Genomic DNA, 16724 nt, shown 5'->3' with positions numbered 1-16724 from the left:
ACCGTAAACAGGGTGTCTAGCTGATGACAATCATAGATAAACCAGCATGCCCCGCCGAAGTTCCCCGGGCGAGACGCGCAGATTATGACAGGGGTTGCACGCGCTTACTGGATGAACTTCTCCATGCTGGTGCGCTCGACATGTTTCTTTGCATCGCGATGCAGGAGAATGACCTGCTCGGCTTCTGAAAGTCCATTCTGCACGGCCTCGCGGAAGCTCTCGTCGACGTTGATTGCCGGCGCCGGCGCGCGCGGCTGCAGCACGGTCACCTTCTGGCGGATGCCGCGCAGCTTCTCTTCGCCGAGCGTCGTCCATTCGCCGCCGCAATAGCCGGCGAAGGCCTGGCTGGCGACGACCTCGCGGCCGTATTTCTTGGTCAGGATCTGCAGACGTTGCACCTCGTTGACCGCCGAGCCGAAGGCGGAGAAGGTCAGGCGGTCCTTGAGGCCGACATTGCCGAACATGACGTTGCCGACATGCAGGCCGATGCCGTAGCCGATCCTGGTCAAGCCCTTCTGCTCGCGGTCCCTGTTGAGTTCGGCAACCCGCGCCTGCGCCTGATGGACGGCCGAAAGAGCTGCCTCGCAGGCAATTTTCGATGGGTCCTTGTGACGTCCGCAAGGATAGACGGCGAGGAAGCCGTCGCCGAGGAAACTCAGGATCTCGCCGCCGTTACGATTGAACGGGGCGGCGATCGCGTCGAAGAACTGGTTCAGCGTGTCGATATAGGCCTGCCGGCCTTCCTTTTCGGCATACATGGTGGATTCGCGCATGTCGCCCATGACCAGCGCCGCGCGGATCGTCTCACCGTCGCCGCGGCGGATTTGGCCATTCAGCACCCGCTTGCCGGCGTCGCCGCCGAGATAGGTGGTCAGCATGTTGTTGGCGGGCTTGCCGAGTACCGCCCTCTTGGCGGCGACCGCCAGATGGTTCTGCATCCTCAGCAGCGCATCGATCATGTCGTCGGAAAAGCCGGTGTTATGGTCCGTCGACCAGGAACCCATCATGCCCTGCACGGAACCATCGCCGAAGGGCTGCACGAAGGCGAGATAGTCGGTGATGCTGTCCTTGCGCAGGTCCTCGAAAATCGGAAATTCGTTCGGCCCATCCTGCATCAGCCGGCGGCGGATGTGCTGCAGATTGTTGTCGAGCAGGTAATAATAAGGGCTCTGCAGGAAGCGGTCCGGCTTCTGCCCGGCGGGCATGCGAAAGCCCTCGATGGTGACGCCGCTGGCGCGCCGCCAGGTGAAGCTCAGCGCATCGTAGAGCGGATGCAACATCGAGAAAGAAAGATGCACGCGCGCAAGCGGCAGGCCTGCAGCCGTTAGCCTTTCGCAGAAACCGCGGACGATGTTTTCAAGCTCGTCTCCGGCCAGCGAAGAGTTCGTCAGCCATTCAGCGACCCGGTCCAACAGGATGGAGGACACGCTGGATTCGATCGTGCTCATTCTTGGTATGATCCTCATAAGGCACGCCATCCCCAAGAGTCAAAAGTCCCTCGGCCGGCACATTTTCATGCGCAGGTCACAAGGAAATCAGGATGTACGAGCGGTATTATTGTGTCAACGGATCTGCCGAAAGCCCGGCAGCGGCGCCCCTCAGCTCCCCATATCGGGAGATCGGACGGGTTGTCCTTTCCAGGTGGTTCATTATCAAAAGTCAAAATAGGGATGCTGCAAATGCGAAACAATGGGATGCGCATTTTTTTGTGCGCTCAAGTTGCAGCAAAGCCCGTCGCCGAGTCATTTCGGCCACACCCGGATAAGCATCGCAAGGGGTTGCGGCCCTATTTTCTGCTCCTGTCGTCAGCGGAGAAAAGCAGCCCGGGTTTAATTTGCCTGGAGCATGCATTAGATCAGCCTTCTCTTCCCCGTTTGAAAGATTCCGCCTTGGCCATCTCCACCTTCGATACGCTTTTGCAGAAGATCGAAACCCGCGCGGCGCGTGCCGGCATCATCGGCCTTGGCTATGTCGGCCTGCCGCTGGCGATGGCGGTGGCGCGCAGCGGCTTTGCGGTCACCGGCTTCGACATCGATCCCTCCAAGATGGTGGCTCTCGATGCCTGCCGCTCCTATATCGACGCGGTGAGCGACGAGGCGCTTTCTGCCGAGATCGATGCGGGCCGCTTCAAGGCGACGACCGATTTCGCCGGCCTTGCCGAGTGCGACGTCGTCATCATCTGCGTGCCGACGCCGCTCACCAAGCATCGCGATCCCGATCTTTCCTTCGTCGAGGCGACGTCGCGCTCCATCGCCGCGCATTTGCGCCCCGGTCAGCTCGTCGTGCTGGAATCGACCACTTATCCCGGCACGACCGATGACGTGGTGAAGGTCATTCTCGAAGACACGGGGCTGAAGTCCGGCTCGGACTTTTTCGTCGGCTTCTCGCCGGAGCGCGAGGATCCCGGCAATCAGCATTATCATACCGCCACGATTCCCAAGGTCGTCGCCGGCGACGGGGCCGAGGCGCTGGCGCTAATGAAGGCCTTCTATGGTGCGGCGGTATCGTCCGTCGTTCCGGTCTCTTCGAATGCGACGGCCGAGGCGGTGAAGCTCACCGAAAACATCTTCCGCTCGGTCAACATCGCCCTCGTCAACGAGCTGAAGACCGTCTATGCGGCGATGGGCATCGACGTCTGGGAAGTGATCGAAGCGGCCAAGACCAAGCCCTTCGGCTACATGCCCTTCTATCCCGGCCCCGGCCTCGGCGGCCATTGTATCCCGATCGATCCCTTCTATCTCACCTGGAAATCGCGCGAGTACGAGCTGCCAACCCGCTTCATCGAGCTTGCCGGCGAGATCAATTCGGCAATGCCGCGTTATGTCGTCGGCAAGCTCGCCGAAGCCCTCGACATCCGTGCCGGCAAGGCATTGAGCCGCAGCAGGGTGCTGGTGCTCGGGCTCGCCTACAAGAAGAACGTCGCGGATATCCGCGAGAGCCCGTCGCTGCGGCTGATCGAGATCATCGAGGAGCGTGGCGGACACGCAGATTACCATGATCCCTTCGTCGCCGAGATTCCGCCGACGCGCGAATACCAGGCGCTGAAAGGCCGCAAGTCGGTGACGCTGACGCCTGATACCATTGCCGGCTACGATGCGGTGCTGGTCGCGACCGACCACGATCGGGTCGATTATGCGGCGCTCGCAAAAAGCGCCTCGCTCATTGTCGACACCCGCAACGTCTTCAACCGGCTCGGCCTCTCGGCCGATCACGTCATAAAGGCGTGACGGAAACGTCACTGCATAAGTCTGCTATTCGGCAGCGACCCTCACCGAGATGGCGGGCGGGCTGATGGCCCGTACTTGACATTCCAGCAATCTGTACATATATCCGTACACTTGGTAACTAGGAGAGGATGTCGAATGGCCCATGTTCGTTTGACGGAGTTCCGGCAAAACATTGCAACCTATTTTGATCAAGTCCTCTCTTCTCGGGCTCCTCTGCTTGTGACCCGTCAAGGCTCGGAAGCAATGGTCCTGGTTGCCGAAGGCGAGTACGAGAGTATGCAAGAGACGCTACACCTGCTCTCGACGCCTGCTAATTCTGCCCGGCTACGCGAAAGTATAGGACAGCTTCGAAAGGGGCAGGTGATAGAGAGCGATCCAACTCTCTGACATGAAATTGCTATGGACCCCTAATTCCTGGGAAGAGTACGAATACTGGCAGAAAAACGACCAGAAGATGGTCGAGAAAATCAACGAACTCCTGAAGGATACAAAAAGGTCAACCTTTAAAGGTCTGGGCAAGCCAGAGCCACTGAAGGGCGATCTATCCGGATTTTGGTCAAGGCGCATACTCGGAGAGCATCGGCTCGTCTACTGCGTCACTGGCAAGGGTGCCAACCAGCAGCTGGAAATCATCCAGTGCCGATTTCACTACGAAAAATAGGTTCTTGCGCAGTGCAGTTGATCGCGACGTGCGAAAGCTTGCGCGATCATAGTGTTAAATCATGCTCGGCGCTGTAGAAAGCGATTTGCCGGTCATCCGGCTCGCGGCCACCGCATAACCGCCGGCCGCACCGTCGATGAAATGCATATGGTCGCGCGAAATTGGCGTCGGCACGAAGCAGGTCATCAGCGCCGAGGCCTGCCGATGCAGGCCGTAGCGGACAATGCCCTTGGCCCGCGCCGCTTCCAGTAGCGTCTCGATCCGTTTCAGATGTTCGGCGTCGACGTCGATCGTCATCTTCAGCCCATCATCGAACTTGCGAAAATCGGAATTGCCGGCGACGTCGCGCTTGTAGCGGCGGGCGTCGAAGCGGCCGAACGGAATGCCGAGCTTGTAGCAGACGACCGTGATGGCGAGCTGCAGGAAGATGATGAGTTTCTGCCGCAGTCGTCGGCCTGCCGGCGCGGTGGCCTTGGCTTCGCGGTTGATGCCGTGCAGCGAGAAGGCAAGGTTCGGACCATCAACTGGCACCGGATGGCTGTCCCGGTTCTGCTCGGTGGTGATGGCGACGATGCCGTTGACGAGGTCCCGGAATTCCTGCCCTGGCCGGCCTTCGCCGGGAACCGCGATGATCGAGACGATCTCGCCGTGCCTGGCCTCGATCGGGCTCCAGCGGCAGGAAAGGCCGGTGAGATCGGGGCGCGTTCCGGCAGGTGCGCGGTCAACGCCGTACCGGCCGAGCTTCATCTGTTTTTCGGCCCAGCTGGTGCCGCCGCCCCAGAACATCGCATAGGTGACATAAGGGCTTGCGGAGTAACGTGCGACGCGGACGTCCAGGCCCTCGGCGCGGGTGTCGGCGACCGGCACGATGGCGATGCGCAGCGTCAGGCCCAAATCCTCCTCGACCCAGACCTGCACGGCGGCAAGGGCGTCGCGCGCCTGCTTTTCCAGCGAACCCGGCAGCGCAATCAGCGCGCCGTCGCCGCCGAAGACGAAGGGATAATCGCCCTTGCCGACGGAATTTAGCACCGCCGATATGACGCTGGCGCCCGCCATGTTGACGTCCTTGTAACGGCCGGCGGCGATCGCCGGCGTCGAGCCGACGATGTCGGCCAGCGCCAGCACCCATCCGTCCGGCAGCGGCCGGTAGTTGCCCGGATCGGTCACGCCCTCGAAAGCGCTGAAGAGCGGCAGGGCGGCAAAGAAGTCTTCGTCGGTCACGGTTGTCATTCCCATTCAGCTTAGCACAGACCCATGTCGCTGCTGCAACGCCAATTCCCATTTACGGCAATCGACTTGGCAAGGTTCCATGTGTTAGCACGCGCTCACGATTTTTCATCACGGATACGGATTAGATGAGCCGCCTCGACAGCTTCATTCGCCGATTGACGGCTCAACGCGACATTTTGAACTCGATCATCGATCTGGTGGGGGAAACGCCAGGCCCGGTGCTGGAGTTCGGCCTCGGCAACGGGCGCACCTATGATCACCTGCGCGAGAACTTTCCCGGCCGGCGCATCGTCGCTTTCGACTGGGAAGTCCGTTCCTATTCGGCCTCGACACCAGCGGCAGAAGATATGGTGACCGGCAATATCCACGAGTCCGGCCAGGCCTTCGTCGGCATCGGTGCAGCCCTTGCCCATGCCGATATCGGCACCGGCCATGACGAGATCGACGCGGTGACGCTGACCTGGCTGCCGCAACTGATAGCCGGCGTGCTCGCCCATAACGGCATCGCCGTCAGCGGGCTGCCGCTGGAGCATCCCGAGCTGGTGGCGCTGCCGCTGCCGGACGGCATCAAGGAAGGCCGTTATTTCCTCTACCGAAGGACGTAAAGGATAGCATCGGCAGCAGTACAAAGTGCTACAGCGCCGCGCGTCTGAAAGACGCGCGGCGCTATCGTGTTTCGGTTACGCCACCAGACCCTTGGTCAGTTCCAGCGCCTGCCGTTCGAACAGCCGGCGATAGATACCGTTATTGAGCCGGATCAGCGCCTGGTGGTCGCCTTCTTCGACAATATTTCCCTTGTCGAAGACCAGCAGCCGGTCCAGTGCTCGCACCGTGGACAGCCGGTGGGCGATGACCAGCGTCGTGCGGCCGTTCATCAGGCGCTCCATCGCCTGCTGGATCTGCACTTCGCTCTCGCTGTCGAGGCTCGACGTCGCCTCGTCCAGGATCAGCACCGGCGCATCAGCCAGGAAGGCACGGGCAATGGCGACACGCTGCCGCTCGCCGCCCGACAGCTTGACGCCGCGTTCCCCGACCATCGTCTCATAGCCCTTGGGAAGCTCCATGATGAAGTCGTGGGCACTGGCCTGTTTTGCCGCCTGCTCGATCTCGCGTCGCGAGGCGTTCGGCCGGGAATAGGCGATGTTTTCCGCCAGCGTGCGGTGGAACAGGATGGGCTCCTGCTGCACGATGGCGATCTGGCCGCGCAGGCTTGATTGTTTGACCGCCGCGATATCCTGTCCGTCGATGCGGATTTCGCCCGAGTTCACGTCATAGAGCCGCTGGATGAGCTTGACGAAGGTCGTCTTGCCGGAGCCCGAATGCCCGACCAGGCCCACGCGCTCACCCGGCTTGATGGTGACCGAAAAGTCCTCATAAAGCGGGGTGGGATGCGCCCCATACTGGAAAGTGACACGATCGAAGACGATCTCGCCCTCGCCAATTTTGATCGGCTTGGCGTTGGGCTTGTCTTCGATACCGAGCGGCATCTTGTCGAGCAGCACCAGTTCTTCCATGTCGTTGACGGCACGCTGCAGATTGCGGATGTCCTGGCCGACATTGCGCAGATAGCCTTGCAGAACGAAGAACATGGCCAGCACGAAGGTGATGTCGCCAGGCGTCGCCAACCCCTGCTGCCACATGACAAGGCCCGTTCCCAGAATACCTGCCTGCATGGAAACCATCATGAAGCCCTGGATCGTGCCGCTCAAGGTGCCGCGCTTCCATGTCCGTCGCGTCCGGCTGTCCCATTTGGTCAGCACGTGGCGCAAGCGTCCCTCTTCGCGGTTTTCAGCGCCGAAGGCCTTGACCACCGAATTGCAGCTGATGGCATCTGCCAGCGCACCACCAAGCTTGGTGTCCCAGGCATTGGCAAGCCGTGCCGCCGGCGACACGAAGCCCATGGAAAGCGCCACGGTCACGCCGATATAAATCAGCGACCCCGCAGCCACGATCAGGCCCATGATTGGCCAGTAGCTGCCGAGCACGATGCTGGCGCCCACCAGCATGACGATGGACGGCAGCAGGGCGACCAGCAGCAAGTCGTTGAGCTGGTCGAGCGCCCACATGCCGCGGGTGATCTTGCGCACCGTCGAGCCGGCAAAGCTGTTGGCGTGCCAGTCGGTCGAGAACCGCTGCACCTTGTGGAAACCGTTATTGACCACATCCGCCATGGTGCGCAGCGTCAGCCGGATGATGCCGTTGAAGATGAACCAGCGCAGCACCACGCTGGTGAGGCCGAGTGTCACGACGATGGCGAAGGCGCGCAGAGCACCATCAGCCGCATTGCTGCCGGCAATGGCATCGACGATCCGGCCGGAAAACACCGGCACCATGACTTCAGCCAGGGTGCTGACGACCACCAGCACAATAATAATGGCCACCAATAGAGGCCGATGGGTCCAATGATGGAAAACAAAGCCCAGCACATGGCGATAGGCATCGGCGCGGAAATCGAGCTTCTTGCGAGTCATTTTAATCGCTCGGCGCCGTGTTCAGCAACCGGTCCTCAAAAATAGAGAGTTGGATGGCACAGCCCAAGCGGGAGACGAAATAATCCCGTTGGATCAATCGGGCTGTGAATTAAGGGAAAACCGCATGTCGGGCGCGCGAGGCGGGCCGCGAATGGAAATGACCTAGCGTCGGAACATTCCGTGCGGGAAGGTTTCGATGATTGCTGGTGTCATGCAACGCCTCCCTTATGTTCGAACTAAAGCGGTGAGCGTTTTGTACCGAAGCAATTCGCCATTGCCAAGCGGATATTTGCAACCTTACGGAAAGTGATGCGGAAACGACACACCCTGTGAGCCGCGACCGCTCAGGAGGCGCAGGAATAGGATGTGGCCGGGCGGGTGGCCAGTTTCGCCTCGAAGTCGGCCGCGATTTTGTCCAGCGTCACGCCGCCCAGCCGCTGGAGGAGCAGGGCCTGGGCCTCCTTCATAGCGTCGCCGAGAGCGACATTCACCGCCTGTTCCACCAGGCATTGCGGCTGGTCGTCGGCCGGGCCGATGGCGAAGAGATGCGGTTCCCCGATGGCGTTATAGACGTCGAGCAGGGTGATGTCAGACAAGGGACGCACCAGCGTCCAACCGCCGCCATGGCCTTTTTCGGAGCGGACGTAGCCCTGTTCGCGAAGGCCGGCCATGGTGCGGCGGACTACGACGGGATTGGTGTTCAGCATTTTCGCGATCATTCCGGAGGTCGCCGAATGCTGGTGCTTATCCATGTGGATCAGCACGTGCAGCATGCGTGAAAGGCGGCTGTCATTGCGCATGGGTCTCTTCCTGTCGATCGGACGGGTCATTATCGCAAAGGGATCGTAACAAGACAAGTAACATGATGCTTGACGACGTTGGTTCATGTAACTTATGTTGAGTCATGAGTTCGATATCAAGGGAGAGTTCCATGTCGTTCGAAGCCATCGTCATCGGCGGGAATTTTGCCGGCCTTTCGGCCGCCATGCAGCTGGCCAGGGCGCGGCGGCGGGTTCTGCTCGTCGATGCCGGTGCGCCGCGCAATCGGTTTTCCGAAGCCTCGCACGGGTTCCTCGGCCAGGACGGCCAGACGCCGGCGGCGATCATGCAGGAGGGAAAACGGCAGCTTTCGCTGTATCCGACCATCACCATCCGCGAGGGGAAAGTCGTCCGGGCGCAGAGCGATGGGGACGCGTTCATTATCGGCACCGAAGACGGCGGCGAAGAACGAGCCGCGCGCATCGTGCTCGCAACCGGCGTCAGCGACACGCTGCCCGAAATCCCCGGTCTGCAGGAGCGATGGGGCCGCTCGGCGCTGCACTGCCCCTATTGCCACGGTTTTGAGGTCAGCGGCGGCAAGCTCGGCGTTCTCGCAAACCATCCGCATTCGGCGCATTCCGCCATGATGATTCCGGACTGGGGACAGACGACCTATTTCGCCCAGGCGTTGTTCGAGCCCGACGAAGAGCAATTGGTAAAGCTGACGGCCCGTGGCGTCCGGATCGAACGGAGCCCTATCGTCGAATTGTTGGGCGACAATCCGAAGCTTGAGGCGGTTCGCCTCGCCGATGGCCGCGTTGTACCACTCGATGCCGTCTTCGTCGCACCGAAAACGGCGATGGCGAGCCCGGTTGCCGAACAGCTCGGCTGCACCTTCGACGACGGCCCGTTCGGGCCGGTCATCCGCACCGGTGATAACAAGGAAACCACCATCAAGGGCGTCTTTGCTGCCGGGGATGCGGCAAGCGCCATGCATAATGCCACACTCGCCTCCGCCGCCGGCGTGCTCGCCGGCGTGCATTGCCATCAATCGCTTGTCATGCAGTCGGCCGCTTAGGGCAGAAACGGCAAGTTAAACGGGTTGATTCTTCCCCAGCAGGTCGGGGGGCCTTCGTGCCCCACCTCGCAGTCCTCGAAAACAGATATCATGAGCATGCGCGAACAAGCGCGAAGAAACTGGTTTGAAGCGACCCACACCGCCCACATTACCCGCCTCCTCGCCCTGAGTGTTCTGCTCCCTGCGATATATGCGGCGCACGCATATTTCCCTTGGGCGTGCGCTCAAGGAGACATCTAATGCGTCTTCGATAAACGCGGAGTCGGTTTGAGGAGTTATGCGAGAGACAGCGCGCTTTACGGACTCAGCTTCCAACGTCAATCGCCGACGACATATCCATCACCGCCGCGACAATGGCACGTCTCAACCATATATGCCTGGGCGCGTCTTGCTGGCGCGCGTGCCAGGCGAGGCTCATCGTGAAGCTCCCAAGATCGAGGGGCGGCGGCAACGATACGAAGCGCCTCATGTTGGCGGCCGCTCGTGCCAGGCTCGATGGCAGGGTCATGATGAGGTCCGAGCGAGCGGCGATCTCGACCGCTGCGAAGAAGTTCGGCACGCGCAGCTTCACTCGTCGCGTTCGCCCCATACGCGCAAGCACCTCATCGACAGGTGCAAGCCCGACGCCGGTAACACTCACCACGATATGCTCAAGCGCCAGAAAGCGGTCGAGCGTGAGTTTTTCGGTGAGCGCAGGATGATGCGCCCGCATGAGCGTCACGAGTTCTTCGTCATAGAGGCCGCGTCGACGAATGCCGGCTGGCGCGTCGTCGATCAGCGCCACCATCGCATCCGCCACGCCGTGCTCCAGCGCTTCGATCCCGTTCGTGCCCGGCGCGACGATATCGAGATCGAGGGACGGTGCCTCGCGGGCAAGGCGGGCGAGCAAATGCGGCGTGAGCGCGGCGGCCTGGAGATCGGGCATAAGCAGCCGGATTCGACCCGTCGCCGTCGCGGGATCGAACGAGTTCGCTTCCAACAGTTCTCCTACGCCTGCCAGTATCCTGCGCAGCGCCGGATGCACCTCTTCAGCACGAGAGCTGAGGACGTAGCCACCCGGCCCATCGACCAGCAGCACATCCGAAAACAGCGTGCGCAATCGGCCTAAAGCACGGCTCGCGGCCGGCTGACTCATGCCGAGCCGGTCGGCGGCCCGTGTGACGTTTTTCTCATCCAGCAGCGCCTCAAGCGCCACCAATAGGTTCAGATCAATCCGGCGTAAATTCACTTTGCGCATGCTGAGTATATACATCATGCATTGGACGCATGACAACTTCGCGCCTATTGGTTCCTCTATCGAGAACTGATGGAGTGGCAATCATGTATGTTGTACTTGGAGCAAACGGGCGGGCCGGCGGCGAGGTAGCGCGCGCCCTTATCGAAGTCGGCGAGGCCGTGCGTGTCGTCCTGCGTTGCAAGGAGCAGGGTGAAAAATGGACAGCCCTCGGCGCTGAGGTGGCCGTCGCGAGCATCGAGGATGCCGAGGCGATGGCCGAGGCGCTGAAGGGCGCGTCGGGAGCATTCCTACTCAATCCGCCGCCGGTGAGCGATGATCCCTATGCACGCACTGAAGAACTTGGCGCGGCGCTGACCGATGCAATACGGCGGGCGCGTCTGCCGAAGGCCGTTGTCCTGTCGTCCATCGGAGCGCAGCATGTCTCCGGCACTGGCGTCATCGCCACCCTCAACCGGTTCGAGGAGCTACTTGACGGGGTGGCGCCGGCGACCGCCTTCCTGCGGTCGGGCTATTTTGTCGAGGCCTGGGGCGAGGTGGCGGAAGCTGTCATGTCGCAAAGCGTGCTGCCGACCTTTCTCGAACCTTCCCAGAGAATTCCGATGGTGAGCACAATCGATGTCGGGCGCGCCGCGGCAATCGTGTTGCGCGAGGAATGGACCGGGAAACGGATCGTTGAGTTGAGCGGACCGGAAGACTGGAGCGCTGGCGATGTGGCGTCGGCCTTCGCGGAGGTTCTCGGCCGCCCGGTGGTGCCGGTGCTTGTTCCGCCGGGGCGCCGCGCCGCGCTGCTCGTCGAGGAAGGCCTTCCCCCCGAGGTGGCCAGCGCGCTTCTCGGCATGTATGAGGGAATCGCCAACGGCCTGTTCATGCACCAGAACGACAGCGAACGCCGGCGCGGCACGACTTCTCTGGCGACAGCGATAGAGCGCATTGCCGCGACGGTTGAACCAGCCGGCGGCGGCCGGATATGATCGGAATAAGTCGAATCTGCTATGGCAGGAACAGCACGTTGTACTGATCGAACTCCCCCGGCAGGTCGCGGACCTTCATCTCCACCTCGCGGTCCTCGAAGAGGGTGAGGCAATCCTCGTAGAAGCCGGACAGCGTGGATATGAAGGCTTTCGTTCCTTCCGGGCCGTAGAAGAGCGGTGTGAACTCCATGTAGAGCGGCACGCGGCGGGCAAGCAGCGGCTGCATCGACCGGCAAGCGACCGGCTCGTAGCCTTCGATATCCATCCAGACGAGGCCGATTGAGGCCGGGTCGACCGAAAGACCGGCAAGGATCTCGGAAACCGGCTTCACCGGCACGCTGATCTTCCTGTCGCTCGGGGCTTGGCGGATGGCGCTGCTCTTGCCGTGATTGTTGAGGTTGAGGAAAAAGTCGATCTCGCCTTCGTGCTCGCCGGCGGCGCAGTTGACGAGGCGGACCTTCTCCTCCAGCCGATTCTGGCGAATATTGAGGGCAAGGAGCGGGAAATTGCGCGGATCGGGCTCGATGCTGATGATCTTGATGTAGGTGTCGCTGAGGGCGAAATAGACGGTCTGGGTGCCGATATTGCCGCCGATCTCGAGCAGTGTCGCGTCCTTTCGCAAGAGGCCGCGCTCGCGCAGGATGACGATCAGCCGGTCGACGGCCTCGCGCTCGAAATGGCCCTTCCGGAACACCTTGCGGCCGATATAGTCGGCGGGAGAGAAGGTCATCAGGTGGTCGCCTGCATCGACCGTCATCGAGACAACGCGCGGGCCGATATTCTCGATCAGTAGGCGGCGGCCGAAGCGGGTGTCGAAGAAGCGCGAAGCGGCGGCATTGCGCGCCTTACGCAGCCGGCGGCTCCAGTATTTGGCGGTCAACCAGGGCTTGCCGGGCATCAGGTTTTTCCTTCGAGCGGTTCTGCCGCTTTCTCTCTCGGAATGACGTAGACTTTCAAGGGCAGGGCCCGGCCGCGCACGCTGATTTCACGGCTTTCGATGCCGGAAAGATCAGCACCGGAAAGGTTCGCCACCGGTTCGGAGATGACGATCGCCGCCTCGAATTCCTTGGCAGCGCTTTCCAACCGGCTCGCAACATTCACGGTGTCGCCGATCGCCGTCATGCTGCGCACCCGGCCGTATCCCATCGTGCCGACGACGGCCGGGCCGGTGTGAATGCCGATCGCGATGCGCAGCGGCAGCGCCAGTTCGTCGGCCAGCTCGGCGGCGAGTTTCTCGATCTCGGCGACGATCACTGCTGCCGCGTTGAGCGCCTGGCGGCAGGCTTCCTCCGGCGCCGTGTTGAGCCCGAAGAGCGCCATGGCGCCGTCGCCGATGAACTTGTCGAGCCGACCGCCGGACTGCTCCACCGCCTTGCCGATGATGGCGAAATAGCGGTTCAGCAGGAAGACGACGTCGAAGGGCAGGCGAGTTTCCGTCAGCGTGGTGAAATGGCGGATATCGACGAAGAGCACGGCGATCTCGCGCTCGCGCCCGGGGCTGGTCTCCTGGCTGTTGGCGGGAAGCGCCGCCTCGATCGCCGGCACGAGAAGCGGCGCGACGGCAACGTCACGGTTCGGACGAAGCTGGCAGGCGAGCCGGACATCGGGGCCGGCATTGATGCGCTTCAGTGTCGTCTGTTCCATCTTGTCGGGGATCGGCAGGCTCTCGTAATCGCCAAGGATCTGCACCCGGCAGGTGGAGCACTGGCCCTTGCCGCCGCAGACGGCATAATGCGGCAGGCCGCCGAGCCGGCTCGCTTCCAGCACTGAGAAGCCGCGCGGCACACGAATCACCTCGCCGCCCGGATAATGCACGGCGACCTGGTCGAGCCGCTCTTTCAGCTTGCGCCGGGCGCGGGCGACGACGACGATGAGTAGCGAAGCCGAGAAAGCGCCGTAGAGCCCGGCGCGGATCATGGCGACCTGCCGGCGAACTTCCGGGTTCGAGGCGTAACGGGTGTTGACGCCCTCCTTGTAAGCGCTGACGGTCATTGACCGCTGGTAGGAAGGGTCGGCGAGCGTCCGGCCCATTTCGACGAAGCCGAGCAGCGCGAGAACCGGCACGAGGATGGCGAGCGCCAGCATGAGCGGTGCGAAGTCCGGATACCAGGAGCGGTAGCGCAGCCAGAAATGAATGCCGATGCAGCCGTGGATCCAGACGGCGACGACGGCGAGCGCCTGCCGCGCGCCGTTCGCCGGATTCCGGATCCAGAGCATGCTGACGACCGTCTCGTAGTCGTCTATGTAGCCGTAGAACTCGTGGGCGATGCGCGTGCCGATGACATGATCAAGGAGAAGCAGCGGGATCATCAGGCCGAGCACGATCTGCGCCATTTCCCCCTTCGGCATGACGAGGCTGCGACGCATGTAGATGGCGCGCAGCACCAGCGCGATATGGATGAGAACCGACGAATAGAAGACGGCGGTCCCCAGGGGATTGCGCCAGATCGCCAGGAAGAGATGGGCGGCTTTATCGGCGGCGGCGACGGAAATCAGGCCGATCGCGTGGTTCGACAAATGCAGCAGGACGAAGATAAAAATGACGAGGCCGGAACCAAGCCTCGCCTTTCTGATCGTACGCTCCGAAAAAATCTCTGTGGCCGAGACCGTCGTCATTCATTCCCGTTCTTGTCGATGTAACCGCACGCCCATAGAGATTGGGAAAGAGGCGGAATTGCTTCTATCGCGATCACATTCCATATGCTTATGCGCAAGTTTTCGGCAAAGGGACAATAGCGGGATTATCCCGACAGGCGCGAAAGTTGTAAACAGTGTGTCTTACCTGAGGTGTCCCAATGCGGGTGGCTTTCTACGCGCCGATGAAATCGCCGAACCATCCGGTGCCCTCAGGCGACCGGCTGATGGCGCGGCTGTTGATCCGGGCGCTGGAGCTTGGTGGGCATCAGGTCGACGTCGCCTCCGAATTCCGCACTTATGTGTCTACACCGGAAGCGGCAGCGGCGCTCGAACCAGCCATCGGCGCTGAGCTGGAGCGGCTGCGGCTGACATGGAAATCTGGGCCGCGGCCGGAGCTCTGGTTCTGCTATCACCCCTATTACAAATCGCCCGATCCGTTCGGGCCTGTTATCTCTGCCGAATTCGCCATTCCCTATATCACCGCAGAAGCCTCCTATGCGGCAAAACGCGACCGGACCGGCTGGGCCACTGCCCAGAAGCTCGTGGGCGAGGCGATCATGCGGGCGGCGGTCAATATCAGCTTCACCGAACGCGATCAGGCTGGGCTTGCAGCCGCCTTTCCGCAAGCGCGGCTTGCCGGGCTGAAACCCTTCATCGACACGGCGCTCTTCGAAAAGGCGTCGCCGGTGCCCAATCCGTGCCGGCTGATGACGGTCGCGATGATGCGGGCCGGCGACAAGATGGAAAGTTATGCGATGCTTGCGAAAGCATTGCGGCTGATCGAAGACCGGCCCTGGTCCCTTGCCGTCATCGGCGATGGGCCGATGCGCCAAGAGGTGCAGGCGCTGTTTGCCGACTTTCCCGGTCGCATCGAATGGCTGGGCGAGCGCAATGCCGCCCAGATCGCCGCATTGCTCGGACGCGGCGACCTCTATGTCTGGCCCGGATGCGGCGAGGCCTATGGTCTTGCCTATCTGGAGGCCCAGGCCGCCGGCCTCCCTGTCGTCGCGCAGGAAACGGCAGGCGTGCCTGATGTGGTCGAGGCTGGTGTGACCGGCCTGCTGACGCCGGATGGCGATGTCGCCGCCTATGCCGTGGCCGTGGCTGCCCTGCTTGACGACAGGCAGAGGCGCGACGCCATGGGGCAGGCGGCGCGGCGCTTGGTGCTTGGGCAACGCTCACTTGCGATGGCGGCGCAGGTATTGAACGGAATTTTGCGCGACAGCGCAGCAACAGGAGTGACGCGATGACCGACCGGATAGCCTGGGCCCCCCTGCACCGCGAGCTTGACCGCTGGCAGGCCGCCGGCCGCGTGGCGCGCTTGTGGCTGCGGGACGACGACGCCGTCGAGCCGACGCCTGATCTGGAGACGCTGCTGGCGCTGACTGGCGAATGCGGGGTGCCGCTAGCGCTTGCCGTCATTCCCGGCCTGACCGGCGAGGCCTTGGCCGCGCGGTTGGCGGAGGAGGCTGGCGTCGCTGTCGCCGTGCATGGCTGGTGTCATACGAACCACGCGGGGCCGGAGCGGAAGAAGCAGGAACTCGGCGGCGAGCGGCCGGCGGATGTCGTGCTCGGCGAGTTGGGTGAAGGGTTCCGGCTGCTGCAGCGGCTGCATCCGGCCCGCTTCCTGCCGGTGCTGGTGCCGCCGTGGAACCGGATCGATACGGCCCTTATCCCGGCGCTGCCCGGCCTCGGATTTGCTGCCCTTTCAGTCTATGGGCGGGCAAAGCAGGATCGGCCGATGCCGCTGCTCAACACCCATGTCGACATCATCGACTGGCACGGCACGCGCGGCGGACGGCGCGCGGCGGAACTGGTGACCGAGTTGGTGGCGGAGCTTGACGACCGGTTTGCCGGCAGCGACGAGCCTATCGGCGTGCTCACGCACCATCTGGTGCATGACGCGGCCGCATGGGATTTTTTGTCAGCCTTGTTTGCGACTACCGGGCGGCATCCCGCCGTCCGCTGGTCCCGGGCGTCGACACTTCTCAAGGCTCAGGCGCGTGAACCCGTTCAAGGAACTCGCGCATGAGCGCGACGACGCCATCGAGATGCGTCTCGAGCAGCCAGTGCCCGCCGCCGAGCAGATGGAGTTCGGCATCCGGCAGATCGCGCAGATAGGCCCGCGCCGATTTTTCCGGCATGTAGTGGTCGTTGGGACCCCAGACGATCAAGGTGGGCGGCCGGTATTCGCGCAAGTATTTGCGGTGTTCAGGAAACCAGGCCCGGTTCTCCTTCAGTCCGGCGATCAGGTCTATGGCAACTTCCTTGCGCCGCGGCGTGATCAGCGACCAATGCAGCTTCCAGAGATCGGGAGGGATCGTATCGGCCAGGGGAGGCGGCAGATCGTTGAGGAATTCCTCCTTGAAATTCTCCTCGCTGATCGCCTCCGCCAGCACCCTCCTCATCTCCGATCTCGGAAGCGTCCATGTCGCCTCGATATCCGCATATTT

At 62.1% G+C, this 16724-nt stretch carries 16 protein-coding genes; 8 read left to right on the top strand and 8 right to left on the bottom strand.

All coding sequences use genetic code 11. From position 1 onward, the window contains the following. Positions 1 to 104 precede the first annotated feature (104 nt). On the bottom strand, positions 105 to 1448 hold the full coding sequence (locus FY112_RS24385; RefSeq protein WP_151519454.1) for an adenylate/guanylate cyclase domain-containing protein: 1344 nt from the start codon (positions 1446 to 1448) through the stop codon (positions 105 to 107). Between the two features lie 441 nt (positions 1449 to 1889). Here FY112_RS24385 and FY112_RS24380 point away from each other — a divergent pair, with 441 nt between their 5' ends. The 3 genes from FY112_RS24380 (at position 1890) to FY112_RS24370 (ending at position 3888) form a co-directional block, all read left to right on the top strand. Continuing rightward, the gene (locus FY112_RS24380; protein WP_151519453.1) at positions 1890 to 3227 is read left to right on the top strand and encodes a nucleotide sugar dehydrogenase; all 1338 of its coding nucleotides are present in this window, start codon (positions 1890 to 1892) and stop codon (positions 3225 to 3227) included. A gap of 135 nt (positions 3228 to 3362) precedes the next feature. Beyond that, the gene (locus FY112_RS24375) at positions 3363 to 3614 is read left to right on the top strand and encodes a type II toxin-antitoxin system prevent-host-death family antitoxin (protein WP_017957817.1); all 252 of its coding nucleotides are present in this window, start codon (positions 3363 to 3365) and stop codon (positions 3612 to 3614) included. Position 3615: 1 nt separating this feature from the next. Continuing rightward, entirely contained in the window at positions 3616 to 3888 is a 273-nt protein-coding gene (locus FY112_RS24370; RefSeq protein WP_151519452.1) for a Txe/YoeB family addiction module toxin, read from the top strand. A gap of 54 nt (positions 3889 to 3942) precedes the next feature. Here the strand turns inward: FY112_RS24370 and FY112_RS24365 are convergent, their stop codons facing one another. After that, positions 3943 to 5118, bottom strand: coding sequence for a DUF3095 domain-containing protein (locus tag FY112_RS24365; RefSeq protein WP_131719810.1), 1176 nt, complete (start codon positions 5116 to 5118; stop codon positions 3943 to 3945). Between the two features lie 125 nt (positions 5119 to 5243). On the opposite strand from FY112_RS24365, the gene FY112_RS24360 reads away from it, so the two are divergent. Next, positions 5244 to 5723 carry a class I SAM-dependent methyltransferase gene (locus FY112_RS24360; protein WP_094088497.1) on the top strand — a complete coding sequence of 160 codons (480 nt, stop codon included), beginning with the start codon at positions 5244 to 5246 and terminating at the stop codon, positions 5721 to 5723. Between the two features lie 75 nt (positions 5724 to 5798). Here FY112_RS24360 and FY112_RS24355 read toward each other — a convergent pair whose 3' ends face one another. Together FY112_RS24355 and FY112_RS24350 are read right to left on the bottom strand one after the other, a co-directional pair. After that, positions 5799 to 7589 carry an ABC transporter ATP-binding protein gene (locus FY112_RS24355; protein WP_131719812.1) on the bottom strand — a complete coding sequence of 597 codons (1791 nt, stop codon included), beginning with the start codon at positions 7587 to 7589 and terminating at the stop codon, positions 5799 to 5801. Positions 7590 to 7933: 344 nt separating this feature from the next. Beyond that, positions 7934 to 8389: an Rrf2 family transcriptional regulator gene (locus tag FY112_RS24350; RefSeq protein ID WP_017957822.1), complete on the bottom strand. Its 456-nt coding sequence runs from the start codon at positions 8387 to 8389 to the stop codon at positions 7934 to 7936. Between the two features lie 131 nt (positions 8390 to 8520). On the opposite strand from FY112_RS24350, the gene FY112_RS24345 reads away from it, so the two are divergent. Continuing rightward, a complete protein-coding gene (locus tag FY112_RS24345) occupies positions 8521 to 9426 on the top strand; it encodes an NAD(P)/FAD-dependent oxidoreductase (RefSeq protein WP_017957823.1) in 906 nt (301 codons plus the stop codon). A gap of 304 nt (positions 9427 to 9730) precedes the next feature. Here the strand turns inward: FY112_RS24345 and FY112_RS24340 are convergent, their stop codons facing one another. After that, a complete protein-coding gene (locus FY112_RS24340) occupies positions 9731 to 10663 on the bottom strand; it encodes a LysR family transcriptional regulator (RefSeq protein ID WP_026158364.1) in 933 nt (310 codons plus the stop codon). A gap of 83 nt (positions 10664 to 10746) precedes the next feature. On the opposite strand from FY112_RS24340, the gene FY112_RS24335 reads away from it, so the two are divergent. Next, the gene (locus tag FY112_RS24335) at positions 10747 to 11634 is read left to right on the top strand and encodes an NmrA family NAD(P)-binding protein (RefSeq protein WP_017957826.1); all 888 of its coding nucleotides are present in this window, start codon (positions 10747 to 10749) and stop codon (positions 11632 to 11634) included. A gap of 19 nt (positions 11635 to 11653) precedes the next feature. On the opposite strand, the gene FY112_RS24330 is transcribed toward FY112_RS24335, so the two are convergent. Both FY112_RS24330 and FY112_RS24325 read right to left on the bottom strand, forming a co-directional pair. Continuing rightward, the gene (locus tag FY112_RS24330) at positions 11654 to 12532 is read right to left on the bottom strand and encodes an FkbM family methyltransferase (RefSeq protein ID WP_151519450.1); all 879 of its coding nucleotides are present in this window, start codon (positions 12530 to 12532) and stop codon (positions 11654 to 11656) included. Beyond that, positions 12532 to 14250 carry an adenylate/guanylate cyclase domain-containing protein gene (locus FY112_RS24325; RefSeq protein WP_017957828.1) on the bottom strand — a complete coding sequence of 573 codons (1719 nt, stop codon included), beginning with the start codon at positions 14248 to 14250 and terminating at the stop codon, positions 12532 to 12534. Before FY112_RS24325 ends, FY112_RS24330 begins: the two co-directional genes overlap by 1 nt. A 179-nt stretch (positions 14251 to 14429) precedes the next feature. On the opposite strand from FY112_RS24325, the gene FY112_RS24320 reads away from it, so the two are divergent. Together FY112_RS24320 and FY112_RS24315 are read left to right on the top strand one after the other, a co-directional pair. Next, positions 14430 to 15521 carry a glycosyltransferase family 4 protein gene (locus FY112_RS24320; protein ID WP_017957829.1) on the top strand — a complete coding sequence of 364 codons (1092 nt, stop codon included), beginning with the start codon at positions 14430 to 14432 and terminating at the stop codon, positions 15519 to 15521. Continuing rightward, positions 15518 to 16303 (top strand): polysaccharide deacetylase family protein, encoded by a 786-nt coding sequence (locus FY112_RS24315; RefSeq protein WP_017957830.1) that lies wholly within the window; start codon positions 15518 to 15520, stop codon positions 16301 to 16303. The genes FY112_RS24320 and FY112_RS24315 overlap by 4 nt, the downstream gene beginning before the upstream one ends. On the opposite strand, the gene FY112_RS24310 is transcribed toward FY112_RS24315, so the two are convergent. Then, the coding region (locus FY112_RS24310) for an alpha/beta hydrolase (RefSeq protein ID WP_181018274.1) at positions 16260 to 16724 on the bottom strand (465 nt) is incomplete at its 5' end. The two genes, FY112_RS24315 and FY112_RS24310, sit on opposite strands and share 44 nt — an antisense overlap.

Origin of the sequence: Rhizobium sp. PEPV16 (assembly GCF_008919455.1) — a bacterium.
GTDB classification, from domain to species: Bacteria; Pseudomonadota; Alphaproteobacteria; order Rhizobiales; family Rhizobiaceae; genus Rhizobium; species Rhizobium leguminosarum_Q.
This window is presented reverse-complemented; position numbering and strand designations above follow the sequence as displayed.